We start from the raw sequence: 17,686 nt of genomic DNA on the forward strand, positions 1-17,686 counted from the left end.
GCGCACCGGGAGTGACGATGTCCCCCAGCCGCATCGCCGTCCGGGAGGCCGAGTTGACCGATCCGTGGGTGGCCCTGGAGCCGGGGGCCGACGCTGCCGAGCGTCTGCGGGCGCTGCGCCGGGCGCACGAGACGTTCACCGCGGTGGGCACGGTGCCGGGGCCGGTGCGTCCGGTGGTGGCGGACTCGTGGCGGCGTTCGGCGCGGGCCGGCGTCGGGCCCGACGGCAGCGCGAGCGTGGAACTCGCGGACGGCGACCTCGGCGCCTACCGGGCGGAGCACCCGCTGGCGCCGGTGATGCCGCTGTTCCGGGAGCTGATGGGCACCTTCGCCGCCGACGGGGAGCACCTGCTCGCGGTGTGCGACGCGCACGGCCGACTGCTGTGGGTGGAGGGCCACCGGGCCACGCGCCGGAAGGCGGACCGGATGAACTTCGTGCCGGGCGCCAGCTGGGCGGAGTCCGCGGTGGGGACGAACGCGCCGGGCACGGCGGTGGCCGTCGGCCGTCCGGTCCAGGTGTTCGCCGCCGAGCACTTCATCCGGCAGGTCCAGCCGTGGACGTGCGCGGCTGCCCCCGTGCACGACCCGCGCTCCGGGCGGGTGCTCGGCGCCGTGGACATCACCGGCGGGGACGGCCTCGCGCACCCGCACAGCCTCGGATTCGTGCAGGCGGTGGCGCGTGCGGCCGAGGCCCAGCTGGCGCTGCTGGGTCCGCGGGCGGACGCCGCCGGCGCGGCCGAGCTGACGGTGCTCGGCCGCGACGAGGCCCGGTTGCTGCTGGACGGCGGCTCCATCCGCCTCAGCCGCAGGCACAGCGAGATCATGGTGCTGCTGGCGCGCCGTCCCGAGGGCGTGACCGGTGATGAGCTGCTGTGCGCGCTGTACGAGGACGAGTCGGTCACGCCCGTCACGCTGCGCGCCGAACTGGCGCGGCTGCGCCGGGTGCTGGGGCCGGGGCTGCTCGCGTCGCGGCCGTACCGGCTCAGCCGTCCGGTGGTGTCGGACGTGGCCGTGGTGGAGCGGCGACTGCGGGCGGGAGCGGTGGCGGCGGCCGTGGCGGCGTACGGCGGTCCGTTGCTGCCCGCCTCGCAGGCTCCGGCGGTGGTGCGCCTGCGGGAGCGCCTGGCGGACGGGCTGCGCGGCGCGCTGATCGCCCGCCGCGACCCGGACCTGCTGGCCGACTGGGCGCACGCGCCGTGGGGTGAGGACGACCTCGAGGTCTGGCGCGCCCTGGCGGCCGTACGCCCGGCCGCGGCCGTGCGCTCCCGGCTCGCCGCGCTCGAGGCCGAACTCTCGGCCCCGGCCGGCCCGCACCCCCGATAGCCACCCGGGCGGCCCGCACGCCCAGGCGGCCCAGAGCCCAGCGGCCCGCGCGTCCAGCCGGCCGGCGGCCCGCGCGCCCCGGTGGCCCAGCGGCCCGCACACCCGGACGGGCAACGGCCCGGGCGGCCGCCCGGGCGGCCCGGAGCGCGCAACCTCCTTGCAACGTGGCGCTGCCTAGCCTCGCGGCGAGAGCTGCCCAACGGCGGGCAGCGCTGCTGAGGGAGGCAGAAAAGGATGACCCGTTACGCGGCGCCGGGCACGGAGGGCGCGATCGTCTCCTACCAGGCGCGCTACGACCACTTCATCGGCGGCGAGTACGTGCCGCCGGCCCGGGGGCAGTACTTCGAGAACCCGTCGCCGGTGAACGGGCAGTCGTTCACCGAGGTCGCGCGCGGGACGGCCGAGGACGTCGAGCGCGCGCTGGACGCGGCGCACGCCGCCGCGCCGGCGTGGGCCCGGACGTCGGCGTCCGAGCGCTCCGACATCCTGCTGAAGATCGCCGACCGCATGGAGGCGCACCTGGAGCCGCTGGCGGTGGCGGAGAGCTGGGAGAACGGCAAGCCGGTGCGCGAGACCCTGGCCGCCGACATCCCGCTGGCCGTCGACCACTTCCGCTACTTCGCGGGGGCGATCCGCTCCCAGGAGGGTTCGCTCGGCGAGATCGACGAGGGGACGGTGGCGTACCACTTCCACGAACCGCTGGGTGTGGTCGCGCAGATCATCCCGTGGAACTTCCCGATCCTCATGGCCGCCTGGAAGCTCGCGCCCGCGCTGGCGGCGGGCAACGCGGTGGTGCTCAAGCCCGCCGAGCAGACGCCGGCCTCCATCCACTACTGGATGAGCCTGGTCGCCGACCTGCTGCCGCCCGGGGTGCTCAACATCGTGAACGGCTTCGGCGTGGAGGCGGGCAAGCCGCTGGCGTCCAGTCCGCGCGTGGCGAAGGTGGCGTTCACCGGTGAGACCACGACCGGGCGGCTGATCATGCAGTACGCCGCCGAGAACATCAAGCCCGTCACCCTGGAGCTGGGCGGCAAGTCGCCGAACATCTTCTTCGACGACGTCTCCGCGGCCGAGGACGAATTCCTCGACAAGGCGCTCGAGGGCTTCACGATGTTCGCGCTCAACCAGGGCGAGGTGTGCACCTGCCCGTCCCGGGCCCTGGTCCAGCGCGGCCACTACGCCGAGTTCGTCGGCGCGGCGGTCGAGCGCACCGGACTCATCAAGCCGGGCCACCCCCTCGACACCGACACGATGATCGGCGCCCAGGCCTCCAACGACCAGCTGGAGAAGATCCTCTCCTACATCGACATCGGCCGGCAGGAGGGCGCCCGGGTCCTGACCGGCGGCGAACGCATCGAGTATGACGGGGAGTTGAAGGGCGGCTACTACGTGCAGCCCACCGTGTTCGAGGGCGACAACCGGATGCGGATCTTCCAGGAGGAGATCTTCGGGCCGGTGGTCTCGGTGACGTCCTTCGACGACTTCGACGACGCGGTGAAGATCGCCAACGACACGCTGTACGGCCTGGGCGCGGGCGTGTGGACCCGCGACATGAACACCGCCTACCGCGCCGGCCGCGCCATCCAGGCGGGCCGCGTCTGGACGAACTGCTACCACGCGTATCCCGCGCACAGCGCTTTCGGCGGGTACAAGCAGTCCGGCATCGGCCGCGAGACCCACAAGATGATGCTGGACCACTACCAGCAGACGAAGAACCTCCTGGTGTCGTACTCGCCGAAGAAGCTCGGCTTCTTCTAGGGACCCCTCGGCTTCTTCTAGGGACCCCGTTCGCCCGCGGCACCGCACCCCGGCTCCCCCGTGGCAGGTGAGGTGCCGGCGGGCGATGCGGGGTGCCATGGGCGTGTGAGACATTGGCGAGCTCTGATCGTCCTCGGGACGGCGCAGTTCCTGATGGTGCTGGACACCTCCGTCATGAACGTCTCCATCAGCCGGCTGGTGGAGGACTTCGACACCGACGTCACCGCCATCCAGGCCGTCATCACGCTGTACGCCCTGGTCATGGCCGCCTTCATGATCATCGGTGGCCGGATCGGGGACGTCCTGGGGCGTCGCCGTGTGTTCCTGCTCGGGATGGCGGTCTACGGCACCGGGTCCGCCCTGACCGCCGTCGCGCCCACTTTGTGGGTTCTCACGCTGGGCTGGTCCATCATCGAAGGGCTCGGCGCCGCCATGGTGCTGCCCTCCATGGCGGCCCTCGTCGCCGAGTCCTACCGCGACAGGGAGCGCTCCGTCGCCTACGGCGTCATCGGGGGCCTGGCCGGCGCCGGCATCGCCGTGGGCCCGCTCCTGGGCGGCTGGGTGACGACGTATCTCACCTGGCGTCTGGTGTTCGCCGCCGAGGTCGTGGTCGTGCTGGCCGTGCTCTGCTTCCGCCGGGCGGTCGTGGAGAGCGCCCCGAGCGGGCGGCGCCCCGGCCTGGACGTGGTCGGCGCCGTGCTCTCGGCGGTCGGGCTCGGCCTCGGCGTGCTCGGTGTGCTGCAGAGCAGTTCGTGGGGGTGGGTGCGGCCGCGCAACCCCCCGTTCACGGTCCTGGGCTTCGCCCCGACACTGTTCGTGGTCGCGGCCGGGGCGGTCGTCCTCCGCCTCTTCCGCACCTGGGAGAGACACCGGGAGGCCCGCGGTGACGACCCCCTGGTGCACCTGTCCCTGCTCGGCGGGCCGGCGCTGCGTTCGGGGCTGTCCACCCTGCTGAGCCAGAACCTCATCCTGCTGGGCCTGTTCTTCACCATTCCGCTCTATCTGCAGGTGGTGCAGGGCTTCGACGCCTTCCAGACGGGGCTGCGGCTGGTGCCGGTCTCCGTCACCATGCTCGTGGCCTCGCTCGGTGCCGCCCGGCTCGGACGCAGGGCCGGAGCCCGCAGGGTGGTGCGCGTGGCCCTGCTGACGCTGCTGGCGGCGATCGCGTGGCTGCTGGCCACCATCGACCCCGTCATCGACGACGCCCAGTTCTTCGGGGCCATGGCGCTCCTCGGCCTCGGCATGGGACTGCTCGCCTCGCAGCTCGGCAACGTCGTGCAGTCCAGTGTCGGCGAGGAGGAGCGCAGTGAGGTCGGCGGGCTTCAGTTCACGGCCCAGAACCTGGGCTCGGCGCTGGGCACGGCCCTCATCGGGTCCCTCCTGATCGGCGCGCTGGCCCACGCCTTCACCACGTACGTCGAGGACAACCCGCTCCTGTCCGACGAGGCCCGCCGGCAGACGAGCATCGCTCTGGAGGCCGGGGTCAGCTTCGTCAGCACGGGCCACGTTCGCTCGGCGGCCGAGCAGGCTGGGCTGCCCCCGTCCGAGGTGGACGCCGTCACCGAGTCCTACGCCACGGCCCAGCTCGACGGACTGAAGGCGGCCGTCCTGGCGACCGGGGGCATCACCCTGGTGAGCCTTCTGGCCACGGGCGGCCTGCCCGCCGGAAAAGCGGCCGCCGGAAAGGCGCCCGCGGGGAGAGCGGCCGCTGGAAAGGAGCCCCGGGAGGGCGCTCCATGAACGACGGCGGGAAAGCGCCCCGCCCGTACGAGCGTGCGAGCCTGCGATGGCGGACGTCGGCCCGCCGTTTCCAGGACAGCGGTGCCGGCCGCCTCTGGGGGCGGATCTGGGCGGTCGACTTCTTCGGGCACTCCTTCCAGCAGGCCGCGCTCGCGTTCCTGTGCTTCTTCCCGTTCCTGATCATCGTCACGGCCGCGGCGGGGCGCAGCGCGGCCGTCGCCCTCGCCGGCTGGCTGGGGCTGAACCAGCAGGCGGCCGAGGCCGTGGCGTCCCTGTTCGCGCCCACGACGAGCTCGACCACCCTCACGGTGACGAGCGCCGTCCTGCTCGTGCTCGGCGCCGTCGCCGTCGCCGGGACCCTCCAAAGCTGGTACCAGATGCTCTTCGACGTCCCGGGAGACTGGTGGCGCAACACCGCGGCACGGCTCGTCTGGCTCGCCGGGCTGCTCGCCTACGCCGCCGCGCAGGCCGCGTCCGGCAGGGCGCTCGGCGGCCTGCTCCTGCCCGTGCTGGTCGGCTTCGTGTGGGCGGTCCTCTTCTGGTGGGCGAGCATGTACGTGCTGCTCACCGGCGCGGTGCGATGGCGCGCACTCCTCCCTGCCGCGCTCGCCACCAGTGTGTGCTGGACCGGCCTCGCGATTTTCTCCGCCCACTACTTCTCCGCGACGATCGTGGCGAACGAGCAGAAGTACGGCCCCATCGGCGTCGTCATGGTCATCCTGTCCTGGCTGGTGGCGGTCGGCGTGGTGATTCATCTGGGGGCGGTCGTGGGTCGCGCCGCGCGCTGAGGGGCCCCGGCCCTCGCGCTCCCGCGGGCGCCGTTCACCCGCCCGGCCCGGCCGGGTAGCGGGCCACGCGCTGTACGGATCTGCTGGTCACCATGAGCGACAGCGGTGACGAGCAGCTTCCGCCCGCGGCGCGCGACGAGCTGGAGCAGCTGCGGCAGCGGGTGAACGTCCTGGAGAGCGCCCGGCTGCCCGGGAGACCGAGACACCACCCGTTCCGTTCGATCGGCGCGGCCCTGCTGATCCTTCTGGCCGCGGCGCTGTCGCTGCTGTCCGTGGTCGCGGTGTGGGCCAACAGCATCGTTCAGGACACGGACAGGTACGTGGCCACCGTGGGGCCGCTGGCGAGCGATCCCGATGTGCAGAAGGCGGTCACCAACCGGGTCACCGACGCGGTGCTGGCGCAGATCGACGTGAACGCGCTGGTCAAGCAGCTGAGGGACGCGGCCTCGCAGAAGGGTGTCCCGCCGCGGGCCGCACAGCTGCTGGGCAATCTGAGCGGTCCGATCGAGAACGGGCTCAAGCAGCTCGTGGGCAACGTCGTCGAACGCGCGGTCTCCAGCAGTGCCTTCCAGACGGTCTGGGTGAACGCCAACCGCCGGACGCACACGGCGATGGTCAAGGCCCTGACGGGACAGGCCGACAGCACGGTCAAGCTGGTGAACAACCAGGTCGTCATCGACCTCGGGCCGATCGTCGCCGATGTGAAGACCCGGCTGGTCGACGCGGGCTTCGCACCCGCCGCGAGAATCCCGGCCGTGCACACCCAGTTCGTGGTGTTCGCGTCCAAGGACATCGGCAAGGTCAAAACCCTCGTACGGGTCCTGCAGATCCTCGGCGGCTGGCTGCCGCTCATCGCGCTGCTGGTCGCGGCCGCCGGGGTGTACGTGGCGTTCAACCGCAGGCACGCCCTGATCGGGGTCGCGCTGGCCGTGTTCGTGGCCATGCTGATCCTCGGGATCGGCCTCACCGTCGCCCGGGACGTCTATCTCAACCACCTGCCTCCGTCGGCGTCCCAGGCCGCGGCGGGTTCCGTGTACGACGCGCTGGTGAGGTTCCTGCGGGCAGGCATCCGGGCCCTCGCCGCGGTCGCCCTGTTCACCGCCATCGGCGCCTTCCTCGCCGGCCCGTCGCGGGTCGCCGTGCTCACCCGCACCGGCTGCCGCAGGAGCATCGGCGCGCTGCGCGACGTGTCGGCCTCGGCGGGACTGCGCCTCGGCGCGGTCGGGCGGTTCGTCCACCGCTTCAAGCACTGGATCGGGGCGGCCATCGTGATCATCGCGGCGGTCGTACTGTTCACCTGGAGCTATCCGACCACGGCGGTCGTGGTCTGGACGGCGGTCATCACCCTGGTGGCTTTCGCGATCCGGGAGTTCCTCGACCCCGGCGAACCCTCCGCACCGCCACCCGCCGCCGGCGCCGCCAGCACTCCCGGGGGCACCGGCGGCACCGGCGCGCACTGAAAACCGGTCCGCGGCGAGAGGACTCGCCGCGGACCGGTCCCACCACCGCCGGCGGACCTCACGGCCCGCGCGGCGCGCCCTGGGAACCGGTGGGCATCTCCTCCGGACGCATCACGCACAGGGCCCAGATGATGAAGCCCGAGAACGCGATCATGACGACCGACCACACCGGGTAGTACGGCAGGGACAGGAAGTTGGCGAGGATGATCAGACCGGCGATCGTCACCCCGGCCACCCGTGCCCACATCGCCCCCTGGAACAGTCCCAGGCTGATGATCACCGCGAGTACCCCGAGGATGAGGTGAATCCATCCCCAGCCGGTGAGGTCGAACTGGAAGACGTAGTTGCGGGTGCTGACGAAGACGTCGTCCTGGGCGATGCCCATGATGCCCCGGAAGATGTCGAGCACTCCGGCGATCATCAGCATGACGGCCGCGAAGGCCGTCAGGCCGGTGGCCCAGGCCTGCTTCGCCGTGTGCGAACGGGCGGTGTGGGTCGATGCCATCTTCTGCCTCGTTTCGTCTCGCCCGGCGTGCTCAGCGGCGCCCGGGAGTGGAGCTGACGGAGGTGTCGGGTGTCTCGGGGGTGGAGGTGACGGAGGTCGCGCGGCCGGCGGGGACGCCGTCGGAGAGGATCATCTGCTTGGCGCGGGCGAACTCCTCGTCGGAGATGTCGCCGCGCGTGCGCAGCTCGGACAGCCGGGCGAGCTCGTCCACGTGCGACGTGCCGCCGCCCGCGGTCTCCCGGATGTAGGAGTTGAACGCCTCCTGCTGCTTCTGCGCCTGGGCGATCTCCCGCTGGCCCATGCTCTTGCCGCGCGCGATGACGTAGACGAAGACGCCGAGGAAGGGCAGCACGATGCAGAACACCAGCCAGCCCGCCTTGGCCCAGCCGCCCATGTCGTCGTCGCGGAAGATGTCGACCACGACGCGGAAGAGCAGGACGAACCACATGATCCACAGGAAGAACCACAGCATGGTCCAGAAGGCGCTCAGCAGCGGGTAGTCGTAGGCGAGGTTCATCTGCGCGCTCATTTCTCTCCTCCGTCCGTTCCGGTCTCTTCCGTCCGTTCCGGTCTCTGCCGCTCTTCAGCGTGCGCACGGCAAGGGACGCACGCCTCACCCGAGGCGGGTGAGACAGCCGTACGCACCGCTCAGACCGTGCTGGTGGGTCCGGACATCTGTGCCGCGCGTGCCCTGCGCAGCGCCGACCGCCAGGCGAAGGCGACCCCCAGCTCGACCACTCCGAGGAGCACCAGCCACAGTCCGAGCAGCCGGGTGAGGACGACGGCCGACTGGGTGGGCAGGGCGAGCACCACGATGCCCGCGACCACGGCGAGCGCCGCCATGCCCAGGGCGAAACCGCGGTGGGCGATGTCCTCGGCGGCCAGGGCCGTGTAGGCGGTGAGCATGCCGGACAGCAGCCAGACGGCACCGACGATCAGCGACAGCGCGGCGATGGTCTGCATCGGGTGCCTCAGGCACAGCACTCCGGCGAGGACGAACAGCACCGCGACGAGCAGCCGTGCGAGCCGCTCGCCGTGCCCTTCCCTGGAGAACGCGTCGACGAACCGGAAACCGCCCGCCACCAGCAGGTACAGCCCGATGATGACCGCCAGGACGTGCAGGCTCTCGTCCGGCCAGACCAGCACGATGACGCCGGGGATCAGCGTCGCCAGCGCCGAGGCGAGGATCCAGGTCCAGGAACTGCCGAGTGCGGCCAGGGTGTCCACGGGGCTCCCGGCGGACGCGGGTGCCGTCCCGTCGGTGTGGTGCTCCGGTCCGGTACGCGCCGCCGAACCACGCGATACGGTCATGGCTCCTCCTCGCGGGATCGGTTGCCGGGTCATCGCCGGACCGCCGGCGGGACGGCGTGCGAGGACCCGTGGGCCAGACTCCCGCGCCACGGTGGCCGCCGGGTCACCCATGACGGGTGATCCGTCCCCGCCACCGCCACGATGCCCGGGTGCCGCAGCCGCGCCCCGTTACCGTGACGTCCCGGCCGACGGGAAACCGTGAGTCCCGGCCGATGGGAACGGAACGGAACGGAAGGGGCACGAGATGAGCGATCCGGCAGCTCCCCCACGCGAGGGCGGCGGTCTGCGCGCGCATCGCTGGTCCGCCGCCATGGTGCTGGTTCGCTCCCTGCTCCTCACGGTCGGGCTGGTCATCGCCTACTACCTGCTCCCCATGGACTCGCACAGCACGCTGGGCGCCACGGCGGTGCTCGTGGGCGGGCTGCTCGCCGTCGCGGTGGTGTTCGCCTGGGAGGTGGCGGTGGTCACGAAGTCGCCGTACCCCCGTCTGAAGGCGGTCGAGGCCCTGGCGAGCACGCTGCCGGTGTTCCTGCTGCTCTTCGCCAGCGCGTACTACCTCCTCGCCCGTGCCGACCCCACGTCCTTCACCGAGCATCTGACCAGGACGGACGCGCTGTACTTCACGCTGACCACGTTCACCACGGTCGGGTACGGCGACATCACCGCGCGGTCCCAGGCGGGGCGGGTGCTGGCCATGCTGCAGATGGCGGGCGGGCTGCTGCTCGTCGGCGTGGCCGCGCGCGTGCTGACCACCGCCATCCAGACCGGACTGAGGCAGCAGCGCCGCGACGGACCCGTGGAGCGGTAGCGCGGGAGAACAGCCGGGGGTCACTCCGGGACGCGTCGCATTTCCAGTACCCGCAGCCCCAGTGACTGGCAGCGGGCCAGCAGCCCGTACAGGTGCGCGTCGTCCACCACGGGACCGAACAGGACCGTCTGGCCGGACATCACCACGTGGTCCAGTTCGGGGAAGGCCTTGGCCAGCGTCTCCGACATGTGCCCGTCGACGCGGATCTCGTAGCGCATCAACTGCTCTCCCGCTGTGGCCGGGGACGGGCGTGCCACGCCCCCTGTGTGAGCCTCCGCCCCCAACGGGGTCCGGGGCCTCACCCGGCGCAGGTGATACGCGCGACGGCTCGCCCGCGGATCGCATCACGGCCGGCCCCGGCGTCCGCATCCGCATCCGCATCCGCGGCCAGTGCGTCCGCAGTCAGTGCGTCAGTGCGTCAGGACGATCTTGAGGACCAAGATCATCAGCCCGATGACCAGGTTGACGCCGGCCGTGGCCGCCATCAGCGGCCGGGACGCGCCCGCCCGCCGGGCCGCGGCCGCCGACCAGCCCACCTGTCCGGCCACCGCCACGGCGAGCGCGAGCCATGCCGCGCCCTGTGCGTCCAGGCCCAGGAGCGGGCTGACCGCGACGGCGACGGCGGGCGGTACGGCCGCCTTGACGATCGGCCACTCGTCGCGGCACACGTGCCACACCACCTGGCGGTCCAGGCGCCGCTGGGCCAGCCGGGCCCCGAACAGCTGGGCGTGCACGTGCCCGAGCCAGAAGACGATCCCGGTGAGCAGGAGCAGCAGCACCATCTGCACGCGCGGGAAGGAGCCGGCCGCCCCGGCGCCGACGACCACGGAAGCGGAGAGCATCGATCCGTACACACCGCCGGTGTAGTCGGTGTGGGCGCGTCGTTCGGCGGTGCGGGCCCGCGCCTCGGCGTCTGCGGTCCTGAACACGGTGTTCTCCCGGGCGGCCGGTTCACAGGAGGCCGAGGTCGCGGGCGCGGCGGACCGCCTCGCCCCGGCGGTTGACGCCGAGTTTGCGGTAGACGCTCTTGAGGTGCGTCTTGACCGTGTTCACCGACACGAAGAGGTCGGCGGCGATCTCCTCGGTGGACAGCATGAGCGCGAGCCGCTGGAGCACGTCCTGCTCGCGGCCGCTCAGCTCCTCGACGACCAGAGGGGCCGGCTGCTCCCCGCCCGGCGTCCGCGCGGCGCCCGGTGCGCGGGGCGCGGCGTTCCGGTGCCCGTACGGTCCGGCGAGAGGGTCCGCGCCGAGGAGCCGGCGAAGCCAGGGGCCGGCCTCGAGGACGGGGCGCCGCAGCCGTTCGCGGCGGGCGTCGGCGAGCGCCTGGGCGGCGAGCCGGCGCGCGGTGGCCTCGTCCCCGGCCCGGGCGGCGGCCTGGGCCCGCACGAGGGCGGCCCGGACCGTCACCGCGGGACCGCTGGACTCCGCGGCGGGCAGGTCCGCGAGCAGGTCGAGCGCCGCTTCGGCGTTCCCGGCGGCGAGCTGTGCCCTGGCGGCTCCGACCGCGCACGCGCCGCCCTGTTCGGCCGCGTCCCGCAGCACCTTGGCGGCCGTCTCGGGGGCGCCCTCGGCCAGGTGGGCGGCGGAGACGACGAGCGCCGTGTGGCCCTCCGCCCACGGCGAGGCGACGGCGGCGGGGACGGCCGACTCGGCGGTGCGCAGGGCCGCCTTGACCTGGCCGCGGGCCAGCTGGAGGCGGGCGCGGGCGATGACGAGCCCGGCCGCGGCGACCGGGTCCGGCGGTTCGGGCTGCGCGGCCGTGGCCCGGTCCAGCAGGGTCTGGGCCTCGTCCAGTTCGTCGCGGTCGACGGCAACCGCGGCGAGGACCAGGTGGCCGAGGGCCGGGCCGGCCGGTTCGGACAGGCTGAACCGTTCGGCGTCGGTGAGGGCGGCCAGGGCCCCGCGCTCGGCGCGGCCGGGCCAGCCGTCGAGGTAGTCCATGAGCGCCAGGCGGCTCAGGGACTCCTCGCGGGGCACCGCCGTCGAGGCGCCGCCGGAGCCGGCCGCGGCGGTGCGCAGGGCGGCCCGGGCGTCGTCGAAGCGGCCCGCCCAGAGCCTGGCCGAACCCAGGTGGGTCTGGAGCAGGGCGGCGAGTTCGGGATGGCGGTCCAGGAGTTCGGGCGGGATCTCCTGCTGGAGCTCCCACACCGTCTGGGCCGCGTGCTCGGCGCGGCCGGGCGCGCCGGTCAGCCCGGCCGCGAGGACTTCGAGCAACGCGCAGCTGAGCCGGGCAGCGACCCTGCGGGGCCGGTCCGCGTCCAGTTCCTGGCGGGCGTGCCGCAGCTGGGTGCGGGCGCGGTCCACGTCGTGGTCGGTCAGGGCGCGCGCGGCGCGGACGAGGCGGGCCTCGGGGCCCCCGGCGTCGGGCGCCATGCGGGAGAACAGCTCGCCGAGGTCGGCGGAGCGCGGTTGCGTACGGACCCCGGTGCGCGGGCCCGTGAAGAACTGCCCGATGGCGAGGTCGTCGACGAGGGCGCGGGCGGTGAACTCCCAGTCGCCCGCGGCGGCGCCGTGGGCCAGGGTCTCGGGCAGCGGTCCGCAGGAGCGCAGCCAGGCGGCGGCCCTGCGGTGCAGTTCGGCCTCCAGGCCGGGCAGGCGCACCCGCAGATGGGCCGCGAGGATCTCCGAGAAGAGGGGATGCAGGCGGTACCAGGAGTGACCGAGGTGTTCGACGAACGCGTTGGCCCGGTGCAGCCCGGCCAGGATCGGCCCGGCGTCCTGACGACCCGCGAGGGCGTTGGCGAGGTCGGGGCAGAACCGGTCGAGGACGCTGACGCGCAGCAGCAGGTCCTGCGTCGCGGCCGGCTGCCGCTTGAGCACCTCGGCGAGCAGGAAGTCCGCGATGGTGCTCTGCCCGGCCTCGAACTCCTTGAGGTAGTTCTCGGGGTCGCTGCTCTGCTGCGCCGCCAGGGCGCTGAGCCTGAGGCCCGCCGCCCAGCCCCGGGTGCGCTCCACCAGGGCGCGGGCGGCGTCCCGGGCCAGCCGCAGGCCGTGCAGTTCGAGCAGCGTCGCGGCCTCCTCGCAGGTGAAGGCCAGCTCCGCCTCGCGGATCTCGGTGAGCGTGCCCTCGGCGCGGTAGCGGTGCAGGGGCAGCAGGGGTTCGGTGCGGGTGACGAGGATCAGGCACATGCCGGGTCCGGCGTGCTGGAGGACGAATCCGAGCTGCTCGGTGATCTCCGGCGCGCTCACACGGTCGTAGTCGTCCACGACGACGATCACGGGTTCCTCCCGTGCGTTGAGCGCGGCGGCGAGCCGGGCCAGCAGGGTGTGGTCCACCGACACGGGGTCGGCCGGGTGACCGGCCTGCTCCGCCTCCCGCACTCCGCAGGCGCGCAGGGCCTGGAGCAGATACGCCCAGAAGACCCCGGGCGCCTGGTCGGACGCGTCCGCGGTGAGCCAGGCCACCGGCCGCTCCAGCCGGTCCGCCCAGTCCGCGACGAGCACGGTCTTGCCGGCGCCGGCGCCGCCGTTGACCATCGTCAGCGGTGTGCCGAGCGCCTGGTCGAGGTGGCCGGCGAGGCGGTCCCGGCGCAGGAAGGTGGTCGGCCGCGCCGGTACCGCGAGGCGGGTCCGCAGGAACGGGTCGCCGAGCGGGTCGACGTCCCGGGCCTTACCCGGTCCGGCGCTACCGGGGCCGGACACAGCACTTGGTTCGGACACTGCGCTCACCACCACTGTCCGTCACGTCATGGGCAGCGCTCCCCCGCCAGGATCTCAGTCTTCGGGTGAGCACGCGCGTCGCGGAAGGGGACCGGTGGTCCACGGGCGAGGCCGTACGGAACCCGCCCGGGGTACTCCGCCCGCGCGAACCGCACCGCGCCCACCGACCACACCGCACCGCACCGCGCCCGCCGACCGCACCGCACCGCGCCCGCCGACCACACCGCGCCCGCCGACGGCCTCGCGCACGCCGTGCGCCCCGCGCACGCGGTACGTCGTGCGCGTGCCCCCTGCGCATGCGGTGCGTCCAGCGCGTGCCGTGCGCCCTGCGCGTGCGGTGCGCCCGGGGGCGGCGCACGCTGGTAAACGCGCCCCCGGGTGCGCGGGCGCCGGCAGGCCGTGCGCCGCAGCGGCGCGACGGCGGGGCTGCGAGGAGGTCGATGTGGCGCACGGCGATCCCGGCCGGCAGGTGGACGAGACGTGGGCGTCCATGCTGGAGGCGCTGTTCACCAGTTCACCGATCGGGCTGCATCTGCTGGACACCGATTTGCGGGTGGTGCGGCTGAACACCGCCACGGCCGCCCTGGACGGCGTGCGCGCGGACGAGATGATCGGGCGCCCGATGCGCGACGTGTACCCCGTCGTCGCGGATACGGAGGTGGAGGCGCTGCTGCGGGAGGTGGTGCGGACGGGCCGCCCCCTGTGGGAGCGGGTCGTCCGGGTGCGCCTCATGAAGGACCCGTCGCAGGACCGCCACTTCGAGATCACCGCCCTGCGTCTGGAGAGCCCCAGCCACGAGGTGCTGGGCCTCGCGGTGACCGCGATCGACGTCACGGAGCGCCAGCTGGCCCGGGTGCGCGCCGAGGTGCTGGACGCGGTGCGGCGGCAGATGGGGCGGACCCTGGACCCGGCTGTGACCGGGGAGGAGTTCGTCGGCGCGGTGGTCCCCGAGTTCGCCGACATCGCGATCGTGGAGGTGGTGGACGCGGTGATCCGGGGCGACGAACCCCCGTTGGCTCCGCTGCCGCCGGGGACGCCGTTGATGCGCACCGCCTTCCGCGGCGGACCGGCGCACGCGCCCCTGGCTCATGCGGTGGGAGAGGTGCGCCAGGTGCCGGGTCGTACGCCCTTCACCCAGGCGCTGACCGACCTGCGGCCCCGCGTCGTCCCGCTGGAACCGGGGCAGGACTGGATGCACGCCGATCCAGCGCGCACGGCGGCGATGCACTCCGCACGCGCCCACACGCTGCTCGTGGTGCCGCTGGCGCTGCGCGACTCGGCACTGGGTCTGATCAGCATGTACCGCACGGAGGACTCGCCGCCGTTCGACCGGGGCGACCGGCAGCTCGCGGTGGAGCTGGCCGCCCACGCGGCCGTGTGCGTCGACAACGCCCGGCGCTACATCCGCGAGCACTCCATCGCCGCGATCGTCCAGCGTCAGCTGCTGCCCCGCCGGCCGGAGACCCACGCCTCGCTGGAGACGGCGTACCTGTCGGTGACCGGCGACGATCCGGGCGCCTGGTACGACACGGTGGCGCTGTCCAGCGCCCGGACCGCGCTGGTGGTCGGCAACGTCTCCGGGCGGGGCCTGAACGCCGCGGCCACGATGGGCCAGCTGCGCACGGTCGTACGGTCCCTGTCCGCCTTCGACCTCGCGCCCGACGAGTTGCTCGCGCGGCTGCACGACACGGCGGCGGAGCTGGCCCACGAGCGGTCGAACCTGCCGCTGGGCGATCCGCTGCGCCGGGAGGCGCTCACCGTCGACTGCGCCTACGCCGTCCACGACCCGCTGACCGGCACCTGCGTCATGGCCTCGGCCGGGCGGCTGGCGGCCGTGGTGGTCCACCCGGACCGCACCGTCACCGTCCCCGACGCCCCCGCCGGGCCGTCGCTCGGCGCGGCGGGGGACGCGCCCTTCGCCACGGTCGAGTTCGGCGTGCCGGTGGGCAGCGTGCTGGTCTTCACCAGCGACCCGGAGCTGACCTCGTACCTCGCGGAGAACTCCCGGCCGCTGCGCAGCGCGCCCGACTTCGCCGACCGACCGCTGCAGGACCTGTGCGACGCGATCGTGTACGCGCTGCCGGACGGTCCGGGCGCGGGCGACGCCGCGGTGATCGTCGCGCGCACCCGCCCCTTCTCCCCGGAGGGGCTGGCCTGCTGGGCGCTGGACGCGGAACCCGCCTCGGTGGCCGAGGCCCGGCGCCGGACCCGCGACCAGCTCAGGGAGTGGGGGGTGGACGAGGAGACGGTGTACAGCACCCAGGTGATCGTCAGCGAGCTGGTCACCAACGCCGTCCGCTACGGCGCCGCGCCCATCGAGCTCCGCGTCATCCTCGACCGCAGCCTGACCTGCGAGGTGCGGGACGCGGGGCCGGCCGCCCCGCACCTGCGGCACGCACGGGTCGCCGACGAGGGCGGCCGCGGCCTGTTCATCGCCGCGCAGCTCGCCCAGACGTGGGGCACCCGGTACACGCCCGAGGGCAAGACGGTCTGGACGGAACAGGCGCTGCCCGAAGCCTCCTGACGCTCCGTCACCTTACGGCCGCCGTCGGCTGACCCCGGGCGGCCGCCCCCGCCCGCGGCACCGCAACCTCCTCGCAACCTCCGCCGTGCTTGGCTGGCCCCGCTTCTTGCGGCGCGGCGGCGAAGGGCGGCGACGATGTACGAGGAGATCCCGCGGGTCGAGCTCACCGCGGCGGCGGCCGAGCTGCTGCGGCGGCTGGGCGCGGTCCACGGGCCGCTGATGTTCCACCAGTCCGGCGGCTGCTGCGACGGCAGCGCGCCGATGTGCTACCCCGAGGGCGAGTTCCGCACCGGGGGTTCGGACGTGCTGCTCGCCGAGTTGGACGTGGCGGGGCTGGAACGCCCGGTGCCGTTCTGGATGTCCCGCAGCCAGTACGCGGTGTGGAACCACACCCGGCTGATCGTCGACGTGGTGCCCGGACGTGGCAGCGGCTTCTCCCTGGAAGCACCCGAAGGAGTGCGTTTTCTCATCCGTTCCCGCGTCGTCGGCGCCTGAACACCGCGCGGAACCCCCTGCTCTGGTCCACTTCCCCTGAGTCCCAGCACAGTTGACGAGACATCAGGGGGCACGGTGAGCACTACGACACCTCGCGCCGTCCGGCTCAGGACGGCACTTACGGTTCTCCTGGCCTGCGGCGCGCTGGCCGGCACCGCTCTGACCGGGGCGGCCCCGGCGGCCGGCGCGCAGCGCGCCGAGCGGCTCGCGCCGGGCGTCGAGTACCGCGACTACGACCTGGACGGCGCCCACGGGACCGCGCACGCGCATCTGGTCACCGTCGACCTGAGCGACACGCACGTCCGGGTGGACCTGTTGCACCCGGGCGCGGTGGCGGCCCGCGCCACGGTGTCCCAACTCGCCGACGAGCGGGGCGCGGTGGCAGGGGTCAACGGCGACTTCTTCAACATCGACGAGGCCCAGCACCCGGGCGTCGAGGCGACCGGTTCGGCGGTGGGCCCGGAGATCGCGGGCGGCCGGGCGCTCAAGGCCGCGGTGCCTCGCGGGCAGCGCTTCGGTCCCGCCCTGCCGTCCGGCGCGACCACCGGGGACGTGATCGGCGTGGGCGCCGACGGCACGGCCCGCCTGGACCGCCTGAGCCTGGCCGGTTCGGTGACCACGCCCGGGGGCACGCTGAAGCTGCGCGGGCTCAACCAGTACGCGCTGCCGGTGGGTTCGATCGGGGCGTACACCTCCGACTGGGGCGGCGCCTCCCGGGTGCGGGCCACCTGCGGCACGGACACCAGCCGCGGCGCGCCGTGCGCCACCGACACCTACGAGGTGACGGTCCGGGGCGGCCGGGTCGTCGCGACCTCCGGCAGACCCGGCGCCGGCGCCATTCCGGCCGGCACCACGGTGCTGCTCGGCCGCGAGGCCGGGGCGCGGGAGCTGCGCAAGCTGCTGAAGGGCCAGGCGGTGCGCGTCGAGCACCGGCTGACCGCGGCCTCCGGAACGGCGTACGCGTTCGCGGTCGGCGGCTTTCCCGTGCTGCGTCACGGGGTGCGGGTGCCGGGTCTGGACGACTCGGCGTCGGCGGTGCGCACCGCGGTGGGCATCGGGGGCGGCGGTCACCGGCTGCTGCTCCTGGTCCTGGACGGCGCCTCCGGGTACCGCAGCGGTCTGACGGTCGCCGAACTCGCGGCGGCGCTGCGGGACGCGGGCGCGACCGAGGGCTTCGACCTGGACGGCGGCGGCTCCAGCACCCTGGTGGCGCGGGAGCCCGGCGAGGGCGCGGTGAGCGTGCTGAACCACCCCAGCGGGGGCGCCGAACGTGCGGTGGCGAACGGGATCGGGGTCTTCTCCGGATCCTGAGCGC

General features: G+C 73.7%; 15 protein-coding genes. 9 read left to right on the top strand and 6 right to left on the bottom strand.

What is annotated here, in order from left to right; all coding sequences use genetic code 11:
• The first annotated feature begins 53 nt into the window (after positions 1-53).
• The 5 genes from IE217_RS07130 (at position 54) to IE217_RS07150 (ending at position 7,068) form a co-directional block, all read left to right on the top strand.
• On the top strand, positions 54-1,322 hold the full coding sequence (locus IE217_RS07130) for a GAF domain-containing protein (RefSeq protein ID WP_190177029.1): 1,269 nt from the start codon (positions 54-56) through the stop codon (positions 1,320-1,322).
• A 234-nt stretch (positions 1,323-1,556) separates the two neighbouring features.
• Positions 1,557-3,080, top strand: coding sequence for an acetaldehyde dehydrogenase ExaC (exaC, locus tag IE217_RS07135; protein ID WP_190176862.1), 1,524 nt, complete (start codon positions 1,557-1,559; stop codon positions 3,078-3,080).
• Positions 3,081-3,185: 105 nt separating this feature from the next.
• Complete coding sequence (locus IE217_RS07140) at positions 3,186-4,820, top strand: MFS transporter (protein WP_190176863.1); 1,635 nt, start codon at positions 3,186-3,188, stop codon at positions 4,818-4,820.
• The gene (locus tag IE217_RS07145; protein WP_190176864.1) at positions 4,817-5,608 is read left to right on the top strand and encodes a YhjD/YihY/BrkB family envelope integrity protein; all 792 of its coding nucleotides are present in this window, start codon (positions 4,817-4,819) and stop codon (positions 5,606-5,608) included. Before IE217_RS07140 ends, IE217_RS07145 begins: the two co-directional genes overlap by 4 nt.
• 92 nt (positions 5,609-5,700) lie before the next feature.
• On the top strand, positions 5,701-7,068 hold the full coding sequence (locus tag IE217_RS07150; protein ID WP_229865080.1) for a hypothetical protein: 1,368 nt from the start codon (positions 5,701-5,703) through the stop codon (positions 7,066-7,068).
• A 58-nt stretch (positions 7,069-7,126) separates the two neighbouring features.
• Here IE217_RS07150 and IE217_RS07155 read toward each other — a convergent pair whose 3' ends face one another.
• The 3 genes from IE217_RS07155 to IE217_RS07165 form a co-directional block, all read right to left on the bottom strand.
• Positions 7,127-7,573: a DUF7144 family membrane protein gene (locus tag IE217_RS07155; protein ID WP_190176865.1), complete on the bottom strand. Its 447-nt coding sequence runs from the start codon at positions 7,571-7,573 to the stop codon at positions 7,127-7,129.
• 31 nt (positions 7,574-7,604) lie between these two features.
• Positions 7,605-8,102 (bottom strand): SHOCT domain-containing protein, encoded by a 498-nt coding sequence (locus tag IE217_RS07160; RefSeq protein ID WP_190176866.1) that lies wholly within the window; start codon positions 8,100-8,102, stop codon positions 7,605-7,607.
• A 119-nt stretch (positions 8,103-8,221) separates the two neighbouring features.
• Positions 8,222-8,884 (bottom strand): HdeD family acid-resistance protein, encoded by a 663-nt coding sequence (locus IE217_RS07165; RefSeq protein ID WP_190176867.1) that lies wholly within the window; start codon positions 8,882-8,884, stop codon positions 8,222-8,224.
• Between the two features lie 244 nt (positions 8,885-9,128).
• Here IE217_RS07165 and IE217_RS07170 point away from each other — a divergent pair, with 244 nt between their 5' ends.
• Positions 9,129-9,692 carry a potassium channel family protein gene (locus IE217_RS07170; protein ID WP_190176868.1) on the top strand — a complete coding sequence of 188 codons (564 nt, stop codon included), beginning with the start codon at positions 9,129-9,131 and terminating at the stop codon, positions 9,690-9,692.
• Between the two features lie 20 nt (positions 9,693-9,712).
• Here IE217_RS07170 and IE217_RS07175 read toward each other — a convergent pair whose 3' ends face one another.
• The 3 genes from IE217_RS07175 to IE217_RS07185 all read right to left on the bottom strand — a co-directional run bounded on the left by IE217_RS07175 (position 9,713) and on the right by IE217_RS07185 (position 13,334).
• Positions 9,713-9,910 carry a DUF8691 family protein gene (locus tag IE217_RS07175; protein ID WP_189704187.1) on the bottom strand — a complete coding sequence of 66 codons (198 nt, stop codon included), beginning with the start codon at positions 9,908-9,910 and terminating at the stop codon, positions 9,713-9,715.
• Positions 9,911-10,102: 192 nt separating this feature from the next.
• Positions 10,103-10,621, bottom strand: coding sequence for a hypothetical protein (locus tag IE217_RS07180; protein ID WP_190176869.1), 519 nt, complete (start codon positions 10,619-10,621; stop codon positions 10,103-10,105).
• A gap of 22 nt (positions 10,622-10,643) precedes the next feature.
• Positions 10,644-13,334: a winged helix-turn-helix domain-containing protein gene (locus IE217_RS07185; RefSeq protein ID WP_229865081.1), complete on the bottom strand. Its 2,691-nt coding sequence runs from the start codon at positions 13,332-13,334 to the stop codon at positions 10,644-10,646.
• A 460-nt stretch (positions 13,335-13,794) separates the two neighbouring features.
• On the opposite strand from IE217_RS07185, the gene IE217_RS07190 reads away from it, so the two are divergent.
• The 3 genes from IE217_RS07190 (at position 13,795) to IE217_RS07200 (ending at position 17,682) form a co-directional block, all read left to right on the top strand.
• Entirely contained in the window at positions 13,795-15,876 is a 2,082-nt protein-coding gene (locus IE217_RS07190) for a SpoIIE family protein phosphatase (RefSeq protein ID WP_190176871.1), read from the top strand.
• Between the two features lie 135 nt (positions 15,877-16,011).
• Entirely contained in the window at positions 16,012-16,371 is a 360-nt protein-coding gene (locus IE217_RS07195; protein WP_190176872.1) for a DUF779 domain-containing protein, read from the top strand.
• A 75-nt stretch (positions 16,372-16,446) separates the two neighbouring features.
• Entirely contained in the window at positions 16,447-17,682 is a 1,236-nt protein-coding gene (locus tag IE217_RS07200; RefSeq protein WP_190176873.1) for a phosphodiester glycosidase family protein, read from the top strand.
• Positions 17,683-17,686: the final 4 nt, after the last annotated feature.

The organism is Streptomyces naganishii JCM 4654 (assembly GCF_014650575.1).
GTDB classification, from domain to species: Bacteria; Actinomycetota; Actinomycetes; order Streptomycetales; family Streptomycetaceae; genus Streptomyces; species Streptomyces naganishii.